The sequence below is a fragment of the Leyella stercorea genome, assembly GCF_021531355.1.
Taxonomy (GTDB): Bacteria; Bacteroidota; Bacteroidia; order Bacteroidales; family Bacteroidaceae; genus Prevotella.
Window position 1 is genome coordinate 20,855 of sequence record NZ_JADYTS010000021.1, and the last position, 20,418, is coordinate 41,272.

General features: G+C 46.6%; 18 protein-coding genes and 3 tRNA genes. 9 read left to right on the plus strand and 12 right to left on the minus strand.

All coding sequences use genetic code 11. From position 1 onward, the window contains the following. Positions 1-9: 9 nt before the first annotated feature. Genes dprA through I6E38_RS06510 form a run of 3 tightly spaced genes read right to left on the minus strand, consistent with a single transcriptional unit; the run spans position 10 to position 2,839 of the window. Positions 10-1,140 (minus strand): DNA-processing protein DprA, encoded by a 1,131-nt coding sequence (gene dprA, locus I6E38_RS06500; protein WP_235393186.1) that lies wholly within the window; start codon positions 1,138-1,140, stop codon positions 10-12. A 9-nt stretch (positions 1,141-1,149) separates the two neighbouring features. Beyond that, the gene (locus I6E38_RS06505) at positions 1,150-2,613 is read right to left on the minus strand and encodes an SLC13 family permease (RefSeq protein WP_235393187.1); all 1,464 of its coding nucleotides are present in this window, start codon (positions 2,611-2,613) and stop codon (positions 1,150-1,152) included. 19 nt (positions 2,614-2,632) lie between these two features. Continuing rightward, complete coding sequence (locus I6E38_RS06510) at positions 2,633-2,839, minus strand: hypothetical protein (RefSeq protein ID WP_235393188.1); 207 nt, start codon at positions 2,837-2,839, stop codon at positions 2,633-2,635. A 168-nt stretch (positions 2,840-3,007) separates the two neighbouring features. On the opposite strand from I6E38_RS06510, the gene I6E38_RS06515 reads away from it, so the two are divergent. From I6E38_RS06515 to I6E38_RS06530, 4 genes are all read left to right on the plus strand, one after another. Then, a complete protein-coding gene (locus I6E38_RS06515; protein ID WP_235393189.1) occupies positions 3,008-4,042 on the plus strand; it encodes an ABC transporter substrate-binding protein in 1,035 nt (344 codons plus the stop codon). Between the two features lie 149 nt (positions 4,043-4,191). After that, positions 4,192-4,278 (plus strand) — tRNA-Ser (locus tag I6E38_RS06520). 26 nt (positions 4,279-4,304) lie between these two features. Continuing rightward, positions 4,305-4,376, plus strand: a tRNA-Glu gene (locus tag I6E38_RS06525). A gap of 61 nt (positions 4,377-4,437) precedes the next feature. Beyond that, positions 4,438-4,509, plus strand: a tRNA-Glu gene (locus I6E38_RS06530). Between the two features lie 114 nt (positions 4,510-4,623). Here I6E38_RS06530 and I6E38_RS06535 read toward each other — a convergent pair. After that, a complete protein-coding gene (locus tag I6E38_RS06535; RefSeq protein ID WP_235393190.1) occupies positions 4,624-5,265 on the minus strand; it encodes an HD domain-containing protein in 642 nt (213 codons plus the stop codon). A gap of 120 nt (positions 5,266-5,385) precedes the next feature. Here I6E38_RS06535 and menA point away from each other — a divergent pair, with 120 nt between their 5' ends. Next, positions 5,386-6,315: a 1,4-dihydroxy-2-naphthoate octaprenyltransferase gene (gene menA / locus I6E38_RS06540; RefSeq protein ID WP_235393191.1), complete on the plus strand. Its 930-nt coding sequence runs from the start codon at positions 5,386-5,388 to the stop codon at positions 6,313-6,315. Positions 6,316-6,392: 77 nt separating this feature from the next. Here the strand turns inward: menA and I6E38_RS06545 are convergent, their stop codons facing one another. From I6E38_RS06545 to uvrB, 4 genes are all read right to left on the minus strand, one after another. Then, on the minus strand, positions 6,393-8,762 hold the full coding sequence (locus tag I6E38_RS06545; protein WP_302973717.1) for a putative porin: 2,370 nt from the start codon (positions 8,760-8,762) through the stop codon (positions 6,393-6,395). An 8-nt stretch (positions 8,763-8,770) separates the two neighbouring features. Continuing rightward, entirely contained in the window at positions 8,771-9,025 is a 255-nt protein-coding gene (locus tag I6E38_RS06550; RefSeq protein ID WP_235393192.1) for a hypothetical protein, read from the minus strand. A gap of 44 nt (positions 9,026-9,069) precedes the next feature. Continuing rightward, positions 9,070-9,750 (minus strand): DUF4468 domain-containing protein, encoded by a 681-nt coding sequence (locus tag I6E38_RS06555; protein WP_235393193.1) that lies wholly within the window; start codon positions 9,748-9,750, stop codon positions 9,070-9,072. 83 nt (positions 9,751-9,833) lie between these two features. Then, positions 9,834-11,921 (minus strand): excinuclease ABC subunit UvrB, encoded by a 2,088-nt coding sequence (gene uvrB, locus I6E38_RS06560; protein ID WP_235393194.1) that lies wholly within the window; start codon positions 11,919-11,921, stop codon positions 9,834-9,836. Positions 11,922-12,115: 194 nt separating this feature from the next. Here uvrB and I6E38_RS06565 point away from each other — a divergent pair, with 194 nt between their 5' ends. Genes I6E38_RS06565 through I6E38_RS06575 form a run of 3 tightly spaced genes read left to right on the plus strand, consistent with a single transcriptional unit; the run spans position 12,116 to position 13,775 of the window. Continuing rightward, positions 12,116-12,940 (plus strand): outer membrane protein assembly factor BamD, encoded by an 825-nt coding sequence (locus tag I6E38_RS06565; RefSeq protein ID WP_235393195.1) that lies wholly within the window; start codon positions 12,116-12,118, stop codon positions 12,938-12,940. A 38-nt stretch (positions 12,941-12,978) separates the two neighbouring features. Further along, positions 12,979-13,323 (plus strand): DNA-directed RNA polymerase subunit omega, encoded by a 345-nt coding sequence (locus tag I6E38_RS06570; protein ID WP_235393196.1) that lies wholly within the window; start codon positions 12,979-12,981, stop codon positions 13,321-13,323. Next, positions 13,323-13,775 (plus strand): DUF4293 domain-containing protein, encoded by a 453-nt coding sequence (locus tag I6E38_RS06575; protein WP_235393197.1) that lies wholly within the window; start codon positions 13,323-13,325, stop codon positions 13,773-13,775. Before I6E38_RS06570 ends, I6E38_RS06575 begins: the two co-directional genes overlap by 1 nt. Positions 13,776-13,880: 105 nt before the next feature. Here I6E38_RS06575 and rfbB read toward each other — a convergent pair whose 3' ends face one another. The 3 genes from rfbB to rfbC all read right to left on the minus strand — a co-directional run bounded on the left by rfbB (position 13,881) and on the right by rfbC (position 16,651). Continuing rightward, positions 13,881-15,011: a dTDP-glucose 4,6-dehydratase gene (rfbB, locus tag I6E38_RS06580; protein WP_235393198.1), complete on the minus strand. Its 1,131-nt coding sequence runs from the start codon at positions 15,009-15,011 to the stop codon at positions 13,881-13,883. A gap of 80 nt (positions 15,012-15,091) precedes the next feature. After that, complete coding sequence (gene rfbD / locus I6E38_RS06585; protein WP_235393199.1) at positions 15,092-15,958, minus strand: dTDP-4-dehydrorhamnose reductase; 867 nt, start codon at positions 15,956-15,958, stop codon at positions 15,092-15,094. 123 nt (positions 15,959-16,081) lie between these two features. After that, on the minus strand, positions 16,082-16,651 hold the full coding sequence (gene rfbC / locus I6E38_RS06590; protein WP_235393200.1) for a dTDP-4-dehydrorhamnose 3,5-epimerase: 570 nt from the start codon (positions 16,649-16,651) through the stop codon (positions 16,082-16,084). A gap of 121 nt (positions 16,652-16,772) precedes the next feature. Between rfbC and I6E38_RS06595 the strand changes: the two genes are divergently transcribed. Then, a complete protein-coding gene (locus I6E38_RS06595; RefSeq protein WP_235393201.1) occupies positions 16,773-17,612 on the plus strand; it encodes a carboxylesterase family protein in 840 nt (279 codons plus the stop codon). A 393-nt stretch (positions 17,613-18,005) separates the two neighbouring features. On the opposite strand, the gene I6E38_RS06600 is transcribed toward I6E38_RS06595, so the two are convergent. Continuing rightward, on the minus strand, positions 18,006-20,048 hold the full coding sequence (locus tag I6E38_RS06600; RefSeq protein ID WP_235393202.1) for a ComEA family DNA-binding protein: 2,043 nt from the start codon (positions 20,046-20,048) through the stop codon (positions 18,006-18,008). Between the last annotated feature and the right edge of the window lie 370 nt (positions 20,049-20,418).

The following is a 20,418-nucleotide window of genomic DNA, read 5'->3' on the forward strand; positions in this document are numbered from 1 at the left end:
TTTTTTATTTTAGTTCATCAGATGGTAAACGCCTCCTGCATACAGCTTGACTATTCCCTTCAATTCCAGACTGAATAGTGTTGAGGCTATTGTGGTTATTGGCATACCACATTTTACGGCAATAATGTTTGTTTGTAAATCATTGGTCTGTTGCAGGGTGTTTACGATGCGGGCTTCGTCGTCTGTTAGTTCGGGGAATATCTGTCGTTCAATTCCTTTTTCGCGTGCTTTCTTCAGTTTGGAGTCTTGTTCCCATCCCATTGTTTTTACGAAGTCTTCTGCTGATGTGATAAGAGCTGCTTTATTGTCGCGTATAAGATTGTTGCATCCTTCGCTGTATGGCATTCCTATGTTTCCAGGGAATGCGAAAACATCGCGACTATAGCTGTTGGCAATGTCGGTTGTTATCAGTCCGCCGCCATGAGCAGCACTCTCTACCAGAATGGTTGCATCTGCTGTTCCTGCGACTATACGATTGCGTCGTACGAAGTTCATCTTGTCGGCGTTTGTTCCGGTCATGAATTCAGTTAGAAGTCCGCCTTGTTTCAGCATTTCGGTTGCTGTTTCGCGGTGTGCGGTAGGGTAGAGGTAGTCGAGTCCATGGGCGAGCACGCCCACTGTTTCAAGTCCGTTTTTCAATGCATTTCGGTGTGCGTGGATGTCCACACCGTATGCCAGTCCGCTTACTACAAGTGTGTCAGGACATAATTCTTTCAACTGGCTTATGAACTTGCTTATTATTTCTTGTCCGTAGACTGTGCAATGTCGTGTGCCGACTACGGATATTATGCGTTGCTTGTTTAGGTCGGCTGTACCTCTATAATATAGTACGAGTGGTGCATCCTCACATTCGCTCAAGCGTTGTGGATATTCGTCATCGTTGAAAACAAGTGGCTTTATTCGGTGGCTTTCGTCAAATTCCAGTTCCTTCTCGGCGCGTCGCATTGCGTCCGAAATATCTTTGAAAGCCTCAATCAGTCGGGGCGTAGCATCAGGAAGCACCGCCCGAATGTCGTGGCGGTGCTCCATGATGGTTGTTGCCGACCCAAGCTTGCGATAAAGTTGCAAGCTTGTGGCAACGTTAAAGTGGTTGATGCGTGTCAGAGCGACAGCATATAGAGTTTCTTGGTTTATGTTCATTCTATTGTTTTACCAAACGTGCAGTTCTCCTAATACGAAGAGCAGTGAATAGCCGAGTACGAGTCCGATGATACCCATGGTCAGACCAATCTTCATCATTTCATTCTGCTTAACCAGACCTGTAGAGTGGGCAATGGCGTTAGGAGGAGTAGAGATAGGCAGAGTCATGGCTACTGATGCTGCAACGGCAATACCGATGAGTACGGTAGGTGTTCCGCCGATGCTGTTGAGCGAATCGCCCATACCCTTACATACAACAGCGAGGATTGGAACGAGCAAAGCTGCTGTAGCGGTGTTTGATATGAAGTTTGAAAGGATGTAGCAGATGATGCCCGATGCAAGCAGAATCATAACTGGTGACCATGATCCGAACGGAATGCTCTTGATAACGTTCTCTGCAAGTCCTGATTCGTTGAGTGCAAGTCCGAGTGCAAAACCGCCGGCTACCATCCAGATAACGCTCCAGTTGATTTCCTCCAAGTCGCGTGCCTTGATTACGCCAGTGAATGCGAACACTACTATAGGAATCATGGCTACAGTGTTAGAACCAACTCCAGTCCAACGGTCGCAAATCCAAAGCAATACAGTTGCGATGAATGTACCTGCCACAACCATAGTGCGCCAGTTGTGCTGTACTTCGCCTTCAATCTCAAGCTGGATAGTCTTTTTCTTGAACGGGAAGAAGGTCTTCAGCAAATACCAGCCGATAAGCAACAGAACTACAGTCAGTGGAAGCATATACATCATCCATTCGCCAAATCCTATGCCGAGATTGAGGCCGGTGGGCGAGTTGAGGTATTTTAGTGCAATAGCGTTTGGAGGAGTTCCGATAGGAGTACCCATACCGCCGATGTTGGCAGCTACAGGGATTGAGAGAGTCAGAGCCACACGTCCCTTGCCTTCAGGAGGAAGAGCCTTGAACACTGGTGCGAGGAATGTAAGCATCATGGCTGCGGTTGCAGTGTTGCTGACAAACATCGAGAATACGCCGGTGATGAGTATGAAGCCCAATAGCACGTTCTCGCTCTTCTGTCCGAAAGGCTTGAGCAGTGTGCGTGCCAGCAATACGTCAAGTCCTGACTTGGTGGCTGCAATAGCAAGGATGAAACCGCCGAGGAAGAGGATGATGATTGGGTCGGCAAATGTTGCCATAAGTGCACTGTGGTCGAGCAATTCGCTCTTGTCTATTCCCGATCGGAAGAAGTGGAATGCGTTGTCGGATGTAGTGAGAAGTAGTAAGCCGATAAGCGAAACTGATGTTGCCCATGGTGAGATAGCTTCGGTCACCCACAATATTGTGGCGAGAGCGAACACAGCAATGACACGCTGTTGGATTACAGTAAGCCCGTCAATGCCGAAGCTGTCAATTGGCAGATTCCAAATCACTAATGTGACAATGACGGCGATAGCGAAAAGTGTAGCATTTTTCTTACTGAAATTACCAGTAAGAAGGTTTCTTTTTTCTGTTGCCATAAGTTTTTGTTAGGTTAGATTAATTAATTCTTTGTTTTTCGTTAGTACAAATCCCGGTCAGAACTTTCTTTATATTTGTTGGTTCTTTCCGGGATTGTTTTACGCTCACAAAGTTAATCAAATTTGGTACAACGCCAAAATTTTTGAAGGGTTTTTGAATGTTATTTTCATTATGTTCGTAACTTTGCACAGCATGTATTGGGTCTTCCCTTTTTATATGTCTCATAAGTCAATGGTATTATTATATAATAATGTATATATGAAGTTTAAATATTCAAGTTTCCCTTTTCTTTCAGGCTTGCGCCTTGGCGTGTCTGCATTAGCTTTGCTTTCGGTTTTAGCATGTGGTGATAAGCGAACTTCTTCTTTCAGTCAAGGTGGTGATACACTTCACATGGATTATGCTAAGCACATCACTATAGTCAAGCATGATGGCTACACCACTGCCGAACTGTCCAATCCATGGCATTCTGACGCTGTGTTGCATCGTTATGTATTAGTAAATCGTAAGGATTCTGCACGTATGGCTTCTAAGGTGTCTTCGCTCGACGGTACAATAGTCTATACACCGGTGCACAGTGGGATAATATTCTCTGCCCCGCATTGCTATTTGTTGGACGAACTTGGTGCTGCTGATGCTGTGCGTGGCGTGTGCGACTTGAACTACATTAATCTCCCATATCTTCACAAGGCTGTATCGGAGGGGCGTGTAGCCGATTGTGGCAATGGCATGTCGCCGTCGGTAGAGCGTATAGTATCGGTTTCGCCCGACGCTTTGTTTGTTACTCCGTTTGAAGGAGTCAACTATGGCCAGCTCGCCAATATCGGTGTGCCGCTTGTAGAGTGTGCCGACTATATGGAGACATCGGCATTGGGGCGTGCCGAATGGATGAAGTTCTACGGCATGCTTGTTGGGCGTGAGAATGAGGCAGACAGCCTCTTCAATGTTGTCAAGCGAAATTATTCTGATTATCGACAGAAGGCGATGAAGTCAGCATCACGTCCTCGTGTCATCACCGAGCGTGTAGTCAGTGGTGTGTGGTATTGTCCTGGTGGAGAGAGTTCAATGGGGCAGTTGTTGCGTGATGCCGGTGTGGATTATGTCTTTGCCGACGACAAGCACAGCGGTTCGCTTACTTTTTCGCCCGAGAAAGTAATAGAGAAGGCAGCCAATGCCGACTGGTGGCTTTTTGTGAATAGTAGCGCTGGCCATCTCGATCGCAACGGCCTGCTAACTGAATATGCGGGCTATAAATTGATAAAAGCTTTCCGTCAGGGCAATGTTCTTGAGTGTGTACCAGGTTTTTCCAATCCGTATTTCGAACAAATTTCATTCCGTCCCGACTTTTTGTTGGCTGATTTCATCAGTTGGTTTCATCCTGAATTACGTATTTTGCCATCTCAGCACTACTATAAACCACTGAAATAGGTCGAAAAACATAGAAAAATGCACTTTTTTGAATAAAAATGGCATTTTTGATGAAAAAAGTGCTTGAAATGTTTGGCGGTATTAAAAACAAAGACTACCTTTGCACTCGCAATTGAGAAACAGTGCTCCGGTTAAAAACTTAATCGTATGGAAGTTTGGGTGAGTGGCTGAAACCAGTAGTTTGCTAAACTGCCGTACGGGTGACTGTACCGGGGGTTCGAATCCCCCAGCTTCCGCTGTTTTCTTGATGCAAAATAACCGCGGTGGATTCATCTAATGGTTAGGATACAAGATTCTCAATCTTGGCATAGGGGTTCGATTCCCCTATCCACTACGCAGAAAAACAAACCTTAGCAAGTTTGATTAAATGCCCAAGCGGTCTCTTTGAAATTGATGGTGGATTCATCTAATGGTTAGGATACAAGATTCTCAATCTTGGCATAGGGGTTCGATTCCCCTATCCACTACACAAAAAAGCAAGCTAAGTTATTTAGCTTGCTTTTTTGTATATATACATTCCAAAAAAAGGAACCGCATTACGGTGGCTCATATAATATTGTTGTGTTTTTAACAATCCAATATTATTTGATCCGTTCCTCTTCATTGAATATACGTTCGAATGTATTTCTTAGCGCATCCTTGTTGTTTAAGGCATCGCGTATTTCCTTCAGCTTTTTCTCGTTGGGCGAGTTTGGCATCCATAGTCGGATGTATCCGTGTGATGAGTATTTTTGGTCCATGTGCTGCAGAAAGCGCTCCCAATGTTCTTCCTTAGTTTTTTCAGGATAGTGTGAGAGCCCGTACTGAATGGTGCGGCGGAAGATATGTTCGGGTTCAAGGTCGCGATCGGCTTCAGCAACAATCTTGCCGTATATGCTTCGTGGGGCGTGTGATGCTGAGGCACGGTGATCTTCCACAGCCTCCTTCATTATCTTTATCTGTTCCTCGCTAAACCACCGTCTCAGTCTGCGGTCTGCCATCAGTATCTTTCCGCTTGAGATGTGGTGTATGGCTCTTGGGCCCTCAAGTCCCAGATCGTGATAAGCTGCAATGGTGTAAGCCATGTTAATGTCGGCACCTGTTGAAAGGGCGAGAGCGAGCGAGTTCTTTATCACATTATTTGCGTGGTTCAGATTGTGGGCTTTATCGAAATTATTATATCTTGGCAATATGTTGCGCTCGACAAATTCCATAAGGTCGAGGTTTACGATTCTTGTATCCATGAGCGAATGATATTATGATTTACTTGCAAAATTAATCTATTATGGTTAATTTTGCAAGAAACAACTTGCTTTTAAACGTATAAATTCAAAGTTATTCAAATAATAATCTGAAAAATAAAGATGATAGAATCGAATGTAAAGGTAAACTCTGCCAAGGCGTGGCTTCTTGCTGCACGACCCAAGACGTTGACGGGTGCTGCTGTGCCCGTGATGATAGGCATTTCGGCTGCTATAGCTATGTATGGCAGTAGTGTCAGGGTTGTACCGGCTGTGTTGTGTATGCTTTTTGCGTTGGTGATGCAGATAGATGCCAACTTTGTCAATGATTATTTTGACTTTATGAAAGGCACCGACGATGAGCAACGCCTTGGACCGAAGCGTGCGTGTGCACAAGGATGGATAACGGCTGCGGCTATGCGTCGCGGTTTGCTTTATACTACTATCCTGGCTTGTGCTATAGGACTGCCATTGGTGTACTTTGGTGGATGGGAGATGATACTCATAGGCTTTGCGTGTGTGGTGTTCTGTTTTCTATACACCATTTCGTTCTCGTATATTGGACTTGGTGATGTGCTTGTACTCGTATTCTTCGGAGTCGTTCCCGTGTGCATGACTTATTGGCTTGTGTCACCTCCTACGCCACTTATGTCGATACCTTGGCCAGTGATAGTGTTGTCTATAGCTTGCGGACTCATCATCGATACGTTGCTTGTAGTCAACAACTATCGTGACATCGACAACGACCGACGTGCAGGCAAGCGTACTTTGATTGTACGAATAGGCGAGCGTGGCGGACTGCTGCTCTATATGTTGCTCGGAATGGCAGGTACTATGTTGGCGATTGCTGGCATCATATTTCTTAATTGGCACGATGGGCAATTCATGCAGGAGATAATGTTGCTGTATATACCTTTCCATGTGAGAGCCTTCACAGAGATGCGACGCATAAGGAAAGGAGCTGAACTTAATAAGGTGCTTGGAATGACGGCGCGTAATATGTTTATATTCGGTGTGCTCGTATCGGTTGCCTTATTATTTGCTTGGCTTTAAAGTTTTTATAAACAAAAAAATCCGCAATACTCGAGAATTCGGTATTGCGGATTTTTTTGTTTATGCTGTTTTGAATATTAGTTGAAAAAGTTCCAGCTAACACCAAATCTGAACACTCGTTGGTTGAGCGGGTAGTGCGGTGTAAGGAAGTAGTTGCGTGATCCTTGTCCTGCATTGACGTGGCTCATCATCACGAAGAATCTAGTACGCTGCAGGTGGAAGTTGGCGTATACGTTCACGATAGGGTAGTTGCCCACTTCTGTGCGGTTGTCGCCCTTCTGTACGGCATACTGTCCGAGTGCTGGATTGTAGTCGGGAGCATAGTACTTTGTGAAGAATCGTGCATCGGCTCCGAAGTCGCATTTCAATACACGTGCAATCTTGAACCTCAAGAACAGATTGGTGTATATGTTAATGTCGGGCACAGGCAGCGAAGCCTCGTCCGATGACTTCTGGTATGTGATGACGTTGTCCCAATGCAGCGGTCCGAGTTTCAGTTTCTGTTGCAATTCGAGTGTCAACAGACTTATTGCTCCACTTTTCTGCTCCACGCTGAGCGTGTTTCCGGTGCGTCCGAAGTCGTCTGTTATGTTATATCCCATTGCAAAGAACGTATGGTTCTTGATGTTGTCGAATGCAACACGAATGGTAGTATTGGTTTTCTCGTAACTGAATTTACCTTCTACACGAGTGTGGGTTATCTTCGACATATCGTCGTTGTCCCACCAGAAGTGCTTTGAGTGGTAGTGACGATAGTAGAATGTAGGGTTCAGTCGGTGGAAGAAACCACTTGCCTGCAAGCGTACTGTGTCGCCAAACAGTTTGAAGTTAACGTCTGCATTTGCATCAATCTTAATTTGTCCGGCATCTTTGCCTGTAATCCATGTCTCGGCAGTAGCATCGTAATGCAATGTCTTGCCTTGCGACTTTATCAGCTGTGCGCCTATACTGAGGTTATGCTCGTCATACGCCTTTGCTGCTTCTGTTTCGGTGGGCAGAGTGAAGTGTCGCAAGTCGGATGTCACGAAAGCTTTCAATCCTGCCTTGGCCCATTTGTTGAAACCTTCAAGCAGTGATATGGCGAATGTGTTTTGCAGACGATAGTGAGTTGTCTTGTCGTAGATGGAGTCGCCCGAATAGCATCCTTCTGTTTTATAAGTCTCGGCATAGAAGTCTTGTGGCGTATCGTATGCCTGATAGATGCGACTGTATGTGTCGAATTTCAGTGTGTGTATGAAGCTTGTCACTGGAACGTATTCGCTTTTCAGCCACATTGTGTCCTGCGCTGCTTTGGCTTCAAGTGCATTCAAACTGTCGGCAGCAGCTTTTCCGTTTACTGCTATTCGCTCTGACGGAGCTTTAGTTGCTGTCGAATCTGTTGGAATGTTAGTATTTACAACTCGTGCGTTGGTTGGTCGTCCGCTGAAGGTCTGCTTCTTGAATTTCTTTTCGTCAAAGTCGCGTCCCTCGCGTTTGGCTTTGCGACGTGCCTCTTCCATGTCCTTCTGTTCCTTGTTCTCCTTTTGTGAAGCCATAGCAAACTTACGCGCTTCGATTTCCTCGTCGGTCATCTTCACCTTTCTGCTGAAGCCGAGACTATAGCGGTGGGTTAGGAATATATGTGTATTGTTGTTGCGGTTCCAGTTGTGCTCAAGTACAGTTGGAATTTCGTTGGTGGCATAGTCGTCATTGAAACTCTCCGGATGCTTGATGTACTCGTCATTGGTAATACCGCCATTCTCAGTGACTTTCTGATTGAGAGTTGAGAATATGAGGTGAGCTTGGTATCGGTCGCCAATGTATGAACCGTACATCAGGTATTTGAAGTGTGATGTACTTTGGTTAGAGTAGTAACCACGGCCGTATAGATAGTCGATGTTAAAACCAACGCCAAGTCGTTTGCCGGCATTTACAGCAAATTTGGCTTTGAATCGGTCTTCACCGTTGGTGCGGTCGCCTGCTGTGTTGTAGTCCAGATTGGTGAGTGGTGAAAGGGTGTTTGTGAAGTGAAACTGGTCAACCGGCGATACAACATAGTCGTATGGTTGAGTGAACAGAAACTGGTCGGTCTCTGCCCTGTTTATGAAGATACGGTTGATTCGTGGTGCTCCGAGGTTTCCGGTGGTATTGTATTCGCCACGCAGTCCGGTGGTGAAAATTGTATTCGGATACATGTACGACATTGTGTCCACCTCAGCCGTACGGCGGTCGCCAAATCTTTGGTCGACAGTCCATACCTTTATGCCCTTTGGAATCTCCTTGTCTGTACCGAGCGAGTCTGCCATATTGCGGCTCGATCTTTGGCTGGCTGTGCCGTCGGGCGACATCTGGCCGAATTGATCAAACTGGTTACCGTTTCTATTGTCTATCTGCGCCACAGTCTTGCCGACTGCCGTTGTCAGTAATAGTGCGACGACCAGTATGAGTCTTGTTGCTGACTTTATCATATTCGTTGTTATTGGCGTATAAATCTGAAACAACATTCAGCTATCTTGAACGCCATTGCGGTGAGTATTACTATTGTGCCTATTGTACGGTCTTGAAAATAGAAGATTGCCATACCTGCAATCGCACCCAACATGAATATAATGTTGAGCACGTTGCGTATCTTGAAGTATTTGTCTTCAGATTTGTCAGGTCTTCTATGTCTCGGATGTATCGCGCTGCTGTTTTGCTCTATATCCGTTGTTTTCGGTTCCTGGTCAATCATATATGTTGTATATATCTTGTTTTTCTGTTTGTTGTAACTGTGCTTTATTTTAGTGCATCGTCAAACATTTTGAATATCTGGTCCTTGCGGTCGATGGTTTTCTTGCGGAATTTTGCCGAACCCGGAATAAGCTTAGTGCCTTTCTTGTTGACAGCATATTTGTCGGTAATCCACTTTTCGGCAGTTGTCTTCAATCCGGTCGAACGGTTCTCCTCGTAAGCGTAGCTGATGCGTTCAAGCGACAGGTGCAGCTTGTTGTCCGAGCAGTTGGCTATAATTACATAGTTCATCTTTGTGCGGTCGAGCGAGATGAAGCTTTTGCTGAATTCGAGCCATTCCTGATAGCGTGCCACAATGCTGAATGCCTTACGATTGATGAGGGCAATGCTGCTGTTTATCTGTTCTGGCTTTGCTGTCAGACTGTCGAGTGTGGTGTATACTATGTCGTATATTTGCTGGGCACTCTTGCCGTTCACGTCAATGTCGTGTGTGAAAACCACCTTGCCGTCAACTTCAGGTACTGCTCCTTTTTGTATATATTTCCAGTCCTTTATATCTTTGACAGCAAGCGTTGCGTCCTTAGAGTCGGCTTTATTTGACTTTTTAGCAGTATCTTTCACCTCTTTTGCTTCATTATTTTTCTTGGTGACGGGCGCTTCCCATTCACTCTGTGCTGCACACATCAGAGGGCAGCACATCAACAATGCGATAATTATTTTTTTCATAGTCGTTATTTTGTTCCTTCGTTTATGTCTATATCATGCAAAATTACTAAATAATATGGTATGAAACTTATATTATTGATTATTTAACGTAATTTCTCCGTCTCCTCATCAAGCAGCGATTGCAGTCGTACAATCTCGTCGCGGTATTGTGCAGCTTGTAGGAAATCCAGTTGTTTGGCAGCTTCTTTCATCAGCTCTGTTGTGTCGGCAATGCTCTTTTCCAATTGCTTGCGCGACATGCGTTTCACTATCGGGTCGGCTGCATATGCATAGCCTTCCGGCTCGATATACGGCTGATAGCGTTTGGGTGCCTGCTTGCTGTCGGCAGCCTTGCCGGCGCTTGCAGTTTTTGGAGCGTCATGCTGCTGTGCGTCGGCAAAAGCCGATAGCGCTCCCTTTATGTCCTTGCGTATCTGCTGTGGCGTAATGCCGTGGTCGGCATTGTATTTCAGCTGTATCTGGCGTCGGCGTGCTGTCTCGTCGATGGTCTGCTGCATGCTGGCTGTTATGGTGTCGGCATACATTATCACTTTGCCGTTGATGTTTCTGGCAGCACGTCCAGCTGTCTGTGTCAGCGATCGGCGGCTGCGCAGGAATCCTTCCTTGTCGGCATCGAGAATGGCTACCAGCGAAACCTCCGGCAGGTCCAGTCCCTCACGCAATAGGTTCACACCTACCAATACGTCGTACAGTCCGGCACGCAGGTCGTTCATTATCTGCACACGGTCGAGTGTCGCCACGTCGCTGTGTATATAGTTGGCACGTATCTCGTGGTTCAGCAGATACTCGGTCAGTTCCTCTGCCATACGCTTTGTCAGTGTCGTCACCAGCACACGTTCGTCGCGTTCGCATCGTTGCTGTATCTCCTCAAGCAGGTCGTCGATTTGGTTCTCGCTCGGGCGCACTTCTATTATCGGGTCCAATAGTCCGGTAGGACGTATAATCTGCTCTACAACAACGCCTTCAGCCTCGTTCATTTCGAAGTCGGCAGGCGTTGCCGATACATACACAACTTGGTTTACCATGTCCATGAACTCGTCAAACTTCAACGGACGGTTGTCGAATGCGGCAGGCAAACGGAAGCCATATTCCACAAGGTTCTGCTTGCGTGCACGGTCGCCGCCATACATGGCGCTTATCTGTGGCACGCTCACATGGCTTTCGTCTATGAACATCAGGTAGTCTTTTGGAAAGAAGTCGAGCAGACAGTAGGGGCGTTGTCCTGCCTCGCGTCCGTCGAAATAGCGCGAGTAGTTTTCAATGCCCGAGCAGTGTCCCAGCTCTTTCATCATCTCCATGTCGTACTCTACGCGCTCCTTTATGCGCTGTGCTTTGATCGGGTCGCCCAGCTCATTGAAGAAGTCTATCTGTCGTGTCAGGTCGTCCTGTATTAGTCGTATAGCATGCTCGGTCTGTTCCTTTGATGTCACGAACAGGTTGGCAGGATATATCTGATAGTCGTCAAACGACGCAATGCGCTGAAACGTAACGCTGTCCAGCTCTTCTATCGAGTCAATCTCGTTGTCCCACCACGTGATTCTCAGCAAGCTGTCGCTATATGCCATCGATACGTCCACTGTGTCGCCTTTCACGCGGAAGCAGCCGCGTTTCAGTTCGATGTCGTTGCGTAGATACAGGGCGTCGACCAGCTTGCGCAGAAAGTCGTTACGGTCTACAATTTGTCCGCGTTTCACGTTGATGATGCTGTTGGCCATGGCTGTAGGGCCGCCCATACCGTATATGCACGACACCGACGACACCACAATCACGTCTTTGCGTCCCGACAGCAGTGCGCTTACTGCCGACAGTCGCAGCTTGTCGATGTCCTCGTTTATGGCGAGGTCTTTCTCGATGTATGTGTCCGACGAAGGCAGATAAGCCTCCGGCTGATAATAGTCATAGTACGACACGTAATACTCCACAGCGTTGTTCGGGAAGAAGCTCTTCATCTCCTCGTACAGCTGTGCCGCAAGAGTCTTGTTGTGGCTCAGTATCAGTGTCGGACGTCCTATGTTGGCTATGACATTTGCCATTGTGAAGGTCTTGCCCGAGCCTGTTACGCCCAGCAATACCTGTGCCCTGTCGCCTTGCCATATGCCGTCTGTCAGTTTGTTTATGGCTTCAGGCTGGTCGCCTGTAGGGGCGAATTTCGAAGTGATCTTAAAGTCCATGAGACATAGTATTTAAGATTACAAAATTAGGAATAATTGTATATATAAGCACGGTTTTTGCTAAAAAAAGACTCTATAGCCAATAATATTTAAGAGAATTGCGTTTTCAGCGTGAAGAATTTCTAAAAAATAAGCTCATTGCTTTGTAGATAGACTAATAATATGTATTTTTGCAGTTCAAAACGATATAGTATATGAAGAAAACCATTTACGCTGTTGTATTTATGGCACTGTTGCTTTCAAGTTGTGCCAATGAGTTCAACAAGGTATACAAGAGCACCGATAACAACTTCAAGTATGAATATGCCAAGGAAAGCTTTGTAAAGGGCAAGTACGTTCGTGCTTCATCTTTGCTTCAGGGACTGGTGACGATGCAGAAAGGATCGGAGAATGCCCAGGAGAGTCTTTACATGCTTGGATTGTCCGAATTCAATAGCCGTGACTATGAAGGAGCAGCGGCAACTTTCAAGAAGTACTGTCAGAGCTATCCCAAGGGATACTATACTCAGGAGGCTCGCTTTCTTATCGGAATGAGTTTGTACAATTGTACACCCGAGCCGCGTCTTGATCAGTCGCAGACTGTCAATGCCATCGCAGCTTTTCAGGAATATATCGATCTTTATCCTGATGGCAATCAGAAGAAGGATGCACAGCAGCGTCTCTTCGAATTGCAGGACAAGTTGGTGCAGAAGGAGCTTTATTCTGCCCAGCTCTATTACGACCTTGGTCAGTACTTCGGCAACTGTACTTACGGTGGCAACAACTACGAGGCTTGCATCATCACCGCTCAGAACGCATTGAAGGACTATCCTTACTCAAGTCTGCGCGAGAAATTCTCAGTGCTCGTGATGAAGAGTAAGTTTGAGTTGGCTCAGCAGAGCGTTGAAGAGAAGAAACTTGAGCGATTCCAGGATGCCGAGGATGAGTGCTACGGATTCCTTAACGAATATCCCGACTCTAAGGATAAGGCAATGGCTGAGAAGTTCATCAGCAAGTGTAAGACATACACGAAGGACTAATATTTGATTTAATAAAACATATATAAAATAATAGATTAATGGATTACAAAAAGTCAAAAGCGCCGGTCAACACCGTCACACGCAACATTATGGATTTGTGTGATGAGACAGGCAACATCTATGAGAGTGTTGTAATTATCTCGAAGCGTGCCAATCAGATTGCTGTCGAAATTAAGCAAGACCTCAACAAGAAGTTGGCCGAGTTTGCTTCGTACAACGACTCACTTGAGGAGGTATTCGAGAATCGTGAGCAGATTGAGATTTCGCGCTATTACGAGAAACTTCCGAAGCCTACACTTCTCGCTACCGAGGAATTCATCGAGGGCCACGTCTATTATCGCGACCCCGCTCAGGACAACGCTAACACACAGGAGCAGGCATAATGATACAGCGTAAGCAAAGCGTTTTCTTGCTGCTCGCATTCATCGCTTCGGTTGTGTGTCTGTGCCTGCGCATTGGCGATATTGAGCCAGCAGGTATGGGTGTCGGTTTCAAACTGTACAACCTCATGCTCGACAAGGGTGCAAGCGTCGACTATTCGCCGTGCGGTCTCTTCGGCATATTGCTCATCAGCAGTGCCATGAGTCTCGCCACAATATTCCTTTATCGCAACCGTAAGTTGCAGAGCAGTCTGTGTTTGTGCAATGTGTTCTTGCTTCTGGCATGGTATATAGTGCTCGGTGTCGTTACACGCAACGTCGTGTCGGCCGATGCCAACTTCCACATTGCATTTGCAGCATGTCTTCCTGCCGTTTCATTAGTGCTTAACTTTATGGCTCGTGCAGGTGTTATTCACGACGAGAAAATGGTGCGTGCGGCCGACCGCATACGCTAATATAAAGAAAAAAACAACGCCTTGAAAGTTGAAGAACTTTGATTGTCTTCCGCTTTCAAGGCGTTTTTTTATTTGTCTTGTTTGCCTGTATGCCTTTGTTTTTGTTTATCTGTTGGTATACATGCTGTCGTAGTATTTCTGATAGTCGCCCGAAGTCACATTGTCCATCCAGTCCTGGTTGTCGAGATACCAGCGTACGGTCTTCTCGATGCCTTCCTCAAACTGTAGGCTCGGTTCCCATCCCAGTTCGCGCTGTAGCTTGCGCGAGTCGATGGCATAGCGCATGTCGTGTCCCTTGCGGTCGGTCACGTGTGTGATGAGATTCAGGTCTTCGCCCTCCTCACGTCCCAGCAGACGGTCTACGGTCTTTATCAGCACGTGTATGATGTCAATGTTCTTCCACTCGTTGAATCCGCCTATGTTGTATGTCTCAGCCACATTGCCCTTATGGAATATCAGGTCGATGGCACGGGCGTGGTCTTCTACGTACAGCCAATCTCTCACGTTCAGACCTTCGCCATATACCGGCAGTGGCTTGCGGTGGCGTATGTTGTTGATGAAGAGCGGAATCAGTTTCTCGGGAAACTGATACGGACCGTAGTTGTTCGAGCAGTTGGTCACGATGGTAGGCATGCCGTAGGTGTCATGGAATGCTCGCACGAAGTGGTCGGACGATGCCTTTGCAGCCGAGTAGGGCGAGTGGGGGTTGTATTTTGTTGTCTCCAGGAAGAACTCAGTGCCGTATGCGTGGTGATGTTCCGACGAAGCCTTTGTCGTGAACGGCGACTCGATGCCCTCCGGATTGGTCAGTTCGAGCGCTCCGTACACCTCGTCGGTAGAGATGTGATAGAATCGCTTGCCCTCATATCCCTCCGGCAGACTCTCCCAGTAGGTCTTGGCAGCCTGCAGCATCGACAATGTTCCCATTACGTTGGTACGTGCAAAGGTGAATGGGTCCTTGATCGAACGGTCAACGTGGCTCTCTGCTGCAAGGTGTATTATGCCCGTGACGTTATGTTTTTTCATTAGTTCGAGTATCAGCTCGTAGTCGCAGATGTCGCCTTTCACGAATGTGTAGTTGGGTTTGTCCTCAATGTCCTTCAAATTAGCGAGATTGCCGGCATACGTCAACTTGTCAAGGTTGATTATGTGGTAATCGGGGTATTTGTTCACAAACAGTCTCACTACATGTGACCCGATAAATCCAGCGCCTCCTGTGATGATGATGCTTTGCATAATGTTTGATTTATTAAAGTATATAATTAAATTAAATATCGTATATCTCCTCGTCTCTTGTCAACACGTCAACTTGTCAACTATTTTTCAAGCTGCTTTATGCATACTTCGAGCGAGTCAGTCCAGTATGGTACCTTTATGCCGAAGGTGTTTCTTATCTTTTTCTTGTCGAGCACAGAGAAGTGCGGACGTTTCACCGGACTTGGAAACTCTTCGCTGTAGCATGGGGTGATGTCGCATGTGTTGCCCGACAGTTTGCATATCATTTTGGCAAAGTCATACCATGAGCACACGCCCTCGTTCGAGAAGTGGTAGATGCCCGTCTTGTCGGTCTGTCCGCTGTTTATGATGTGGTCGATAACGTCGGCAAGGTCGCCTGCAAATGTCGGTGTGCCCACCTGGTCGAACACCACCTTCAGAGTGTCGTGCGATGCTGTCAGGCTCTGCATGGTCTTCACGAAGTTCTTGCCCCATTGCGAGTAGAGCCATGCTGTGCGTATTATGATGTGGTTGCAGCCAGTAGCCTCTATAGCCTTTTCGCCTGCCAGCTTGGTCTTGCCGTATACGCCGAGTGGTTTTGTAGCCCAGTCTTCCTGGCATGGAGTGTTGCGGTCGCCCTGGAATACGTAGTCAGTGCTGATGTGTATCAGTGTCCCGCCGACTTCCTTCATGGCAGCTGCAAGATTGCCGGCAGCCGTGTTGTTTATCAGATTGGCTGTGTCGTAGTCGCTCTCCGCTTTATCTACATTGGTATATGCAGCACAGTTTACGATTATGTCCACATCGTTCTTCTTCACTGTTTCGCGAATGTCCTCAAGGCTCGTTATGTCGAGTTTCTCGTAGCCGTCGGCTACGTCGGTGAAGATATAGTTGTGATTGCTTGATTTTGCCACACGTTGCATCTCGTGTCCGAGCTGTCCGTTGGCACCTGTAACAAGAATGTTCATTTTTTATATAGTTAACGAGTTTACAAGTTGACGAGCTGCTTGTTTTACGAGATACGAGTTGATGAGGAGATGTGTTTACTCGTCAGCTCGTCTACTCGTTAACTTGTCAACTTGTAAACTTAATTAGTATAACGGTTCGTCAATGCTGAACGGCGAGTCGAAATCCTTCAGCATTTCGTGTCTTGTGTCCTTCTCGCTTAGTATGGCCTTGTCGGTAGGTATGCGCCAGTCTATTCCTAATGAGTTGTCGAGTATCGAAATGCCACCGTCGGCCTCTGGGTGATAAAAGTTATCGCATTTGTATTGGAACACAGCCACGTCGCTCAGCACCGCAAATCCGTGGGCAAAACCTCGTGGCACGAAAAACTGTCGGTGGTTGTCCTCAGTCAGTTCTACGGCTACGTGCCTGCCGTATGTTGGCGACCCTTTGCGTATGTCAACAGCCACGTCGAGCACGGCACCCTTTACGCAGCGCACAAGTTTGCTTTGCGTGAATGGCGGACGCTGAAAGTGCAGACCGCGCATCACTCCGTACGACGACATGCTCTCATTGTCCTGACAGAAGTCGATAGGTGCTACCTTTTCGTTGAACTCACGTTGCGAGTAGCTCTCAAAAAAGTAGCCTCTTGCGTCTTTGAAGATGCGTGGCTCGATAATAACCACGCCCTCTATTTCTGTTTTTATTATTTCCATATATAGTATGTTATATATATGCAAAGTTACTTATTTATTTTCAACTAAGTGCAATAGTTAATGTTATTATTATTACCTTTGTGAAATATAAGGTTTCTATTAATTATTCTAACATCTATATATGAAGAAGACTTTATTGATGCTGCTGTTGCTTGTTTCTACAATGCAGGCTTCGGCTTACGACTTTTTGCGTGCAGTCAAGGATTCCATCCCCGGAGGCTACAACTTCTGGGTATATACCCCGATTGATTATTTCTACTCGCAGGAGCAGACTCCCGTCATCATCTTCCTGCATGGTGCCAGCCTTTGTGGTCGAAATCTTGAGCGGGTGCGCCGATACGGTCCGCTTGATGCCATTGTCAAGGGGCGCGACATCGATGCCCTGACAATTGTTCCTCAGAATCCCGGCGGGGCATGGAGCCCGAAGAAGATAATGGATGTGCTCGACTGGGTGAAGAGTCGCTATGCTTGCGACACTACGCGTGTCTATGTCTTGGGCATGAGTCTCGGCGGTTATGGTACTATGGATGTATGCGGCACTTATCCCGACCGCATAGCTGCTGGCATGGCGTTGTGTGGAGGCTCGTCGCTCAAGGATGTCAGCGGATTGGGGCGGTTGCCGTTCTGGATTATTCATGGCACAGCCGACCGAGCTGTACCGGTAAGCAAGTCGAAGACGGTGGTTGAGAGTCTGAAGCGCGATGGCAACGATACGCGCCTCTTGTACGATTGGCTCAAAGGTGCCAATCATGGTGCACCGGCTCGCATCTTCTATCTTCGCAAGACTTACGACTGGCTCTTCTCGCATAGCCTGCGCGACAAAGACCGCCCAGTATGTCGCGACTTTACCATCGGTCTCGACGATCTGCGCCGTGCCTATGGCGATGTAAATCGCAATGCCGGAGCACCCGAACTCATCGAGGGTCCGAGCGTAATAAAAGGTGAGGGCCACGAATATTAAAATCCCAATATTTGCATTTTTATCGCTCAATACTGTCAGTTGAACGCACAAAGAAATCTTTGGTCCGAAATTCTTGAGTTTTAAGCGTATATGGTTAAGGTGCTTATATTCAGATAGTTGCATGATTTGCGGCTGAATTTTAAAATGTCTATCAACATAAAAACCCTCCATTTCATTTCAAATGGAGGGTTTTTATGTTCTAATTGTACTCCTTTTGCTCTTCAACTGTAGTCCTTTTACAATGCAAAAGGGCTACAGTTGGAAGGCAAAGAAGGCTTAAATGAAGAGTGGGGTGGCTAAACTCCAATAAAAAGACAGTAAAAACAGCTTCACGAAACTCTATAATTGATTTTTATTTTGTAACACTTTTTTACTGCCTGTCTTATATTTGCATCAGAATTTCCACCTTATTTGCAGGTCTATGTCAGCCTGCCACGACGAGTTTATTTGCTGGTATGAGCTCGAAATCTTGTCGCGGTCGAAGTATTTTGTAGCCCCTACCTTATATAATATGATAAGGTGCGACCCAATATTGCCACGCAAAAGCATTGCTCCGCGCATACCCTCACCATAGAACATTGGGAAAGAGAACGTGTATAGAGTGCCATTCTCGTATGTGTATATTCGTGAGTTGTAGTCGTGGGTGTGAAAATAGCCGACATTTGCGGCGGCGGATATCCAGCTGTTGGTATAAGCCATGTTTTGCGACACCATCCATCCGAAGCTGCTCGGCTTGTCGCTTAGTTCGTCGGGATATACAACATACGATACGTCGCCCTGCGTCTTTGCCGACCAGTGGGTGTTGGCGTATACCAGCGACAGGCGTGCTCGATGCTCGGTCTTGTCTATCAGATACTTCGATTTCAACTCTTTGTCGTTATAGTCTTCCTCGCGCATCCTAAGGCGATAGCGTGAGTTGAGCGTCAGCAGTGGTGACAGGCGATATGAAGCCTGAATCAGATTGTCCAACGAATGGCTTTTCTCGCTCACCAGATAGCGTGCCCATGGAAAATAGGCATAGTCGCTATATGCCAAGACAGATAGTCTTGACGATGGGTTCCACGCTGCACCGAGGTATATACCGCTCTCGTTCTGCACCTTGCCACCGTCGCTGAATGCCGAACTGAACATCGAGTAGTAGCGGTAGCTGTAAAAACGTTGTATGGCAGTGAGCGTGAGCGACTGGCTGGCTTTCAGCGTAATAGCATTGATGGTTGCTACAGCTCCCTTGTCGTTCAAGGCTGTCTCGCCGTTGATGTTCATGCGATGATTGATATATCCGTAGTCAATGCTTGTGTTGTAGAAGTGTATTCCTGTAGGGTTGTATTTGCGGTAGGCTTGTCGCTTGTCGGGTTTGAGCGAGTCGCTGTAAGCTGTGTATACGCCGGTCAGCCCCACGTGCCATCCGCCGCTGTGCCATCGTATGTTGCCGCCAGTGGTCGTCTGCGAGGCGTTATGCTTGCGTTGCATCTCACTCTCGGTGCGGTGATAGCCAGTCTTCAGCAATGTCTTTATTGTTCCGTCTTTATTCAGTGTAGCATCAATCTTTCGGTATGATGCGAAAGCCGTAATGTCCATATTTCGGCTTACTTCAATGCTGGTGGCAGCTCCCTGCAGATAGTAGGCATCCGAGCGCGACGAGTTGGGCGTAATACTGTTGTTGGGCACTGACATAGTGGCTGCCGTTGTCTTGCCGAGTGTGAATCCGGTGTTCATGGCCAGCCCCATGCCGAAGCGCAACTTATATTGTCCGAGCGCAAGTGTCTTCAGACGTCCCAGTTTTCTTATCACAGCGTAGTAGGCATAATGGTCGTAGCCCATGCTGTTGCCGTGGGCAAAGAAGGGTTCGCCGGCATCCTGCGTCCCCAGTAAACCTATTTGCAGATACTGTCCGTAGCGGAAAGTATATCTTGTCCAGTGCTTGTATTTGCTACCAAGATAGCCCTCGCGGTCGCCCTTGCGAGTATAGAAAGGAATCTTTGCGGTAGCCACAACGTCGTGTTTGCCATATTTCAAGATGTCGCCCAATTTGGGATAGCCCTTCTTGTCGGTCTCTTCGCCAATGTATGTGAAACACATGAGCAGCTGAAGACGTATGGGATCAATAGATTTTATCATAGCGAGTTCGCCTATGGAGCGCAACGGACGATGACGGTCTATGTATTCGGTCAACTCTTCTGTCTGCGCAGCGTTCAGAAACATCAGGCGTTTAATGTCGTCGGCAGTGGCGCTATTCAGATTGACGGGCGAGTCTTCAAGTTCGCACATCTGGTCGTACAGTTCCTCAAGGTTGCTCGATTCCATATCGTCAATGTCGTTCAGCTGGTCGAAATATTGTTGCCATGTGGAGCGAGGCATGGTTTGTTTGTTATCAGTTTGGGCTGAACACACGACTGTTATTGCCGATAGAAGCAGTGTAATTGTGGTTTTAAGCATGTCTTTTATATTAGGTTGTGGTATAGGTTAGCAACTTCTTTTACAAATTTATATAATATTTTCGAACTGAACATGTCTTTAGCCGATTTTTTTGCAAATTCTTTCTAAACACCTTCTTCTTCCAAATATGCCTAAATGTATATGATATATATTATATAATGTGTACGCCCACATTTTAAAGTCATAATTGTAAAGCAATGTTAAAATCGTGATAAAATTGCGCGTTTTCTCTTTGAAAGTTTTGGAGATAACAGAAAAAGTACTACCTTTGCATCCGCTTTCGAGAACGAACGATATCTCAAGCAAAACGAGATAAGTTTGGTGAAGAAAGTTTTAAAAGAAAGAGTTCTTTGAAAAGATTTACATAAGA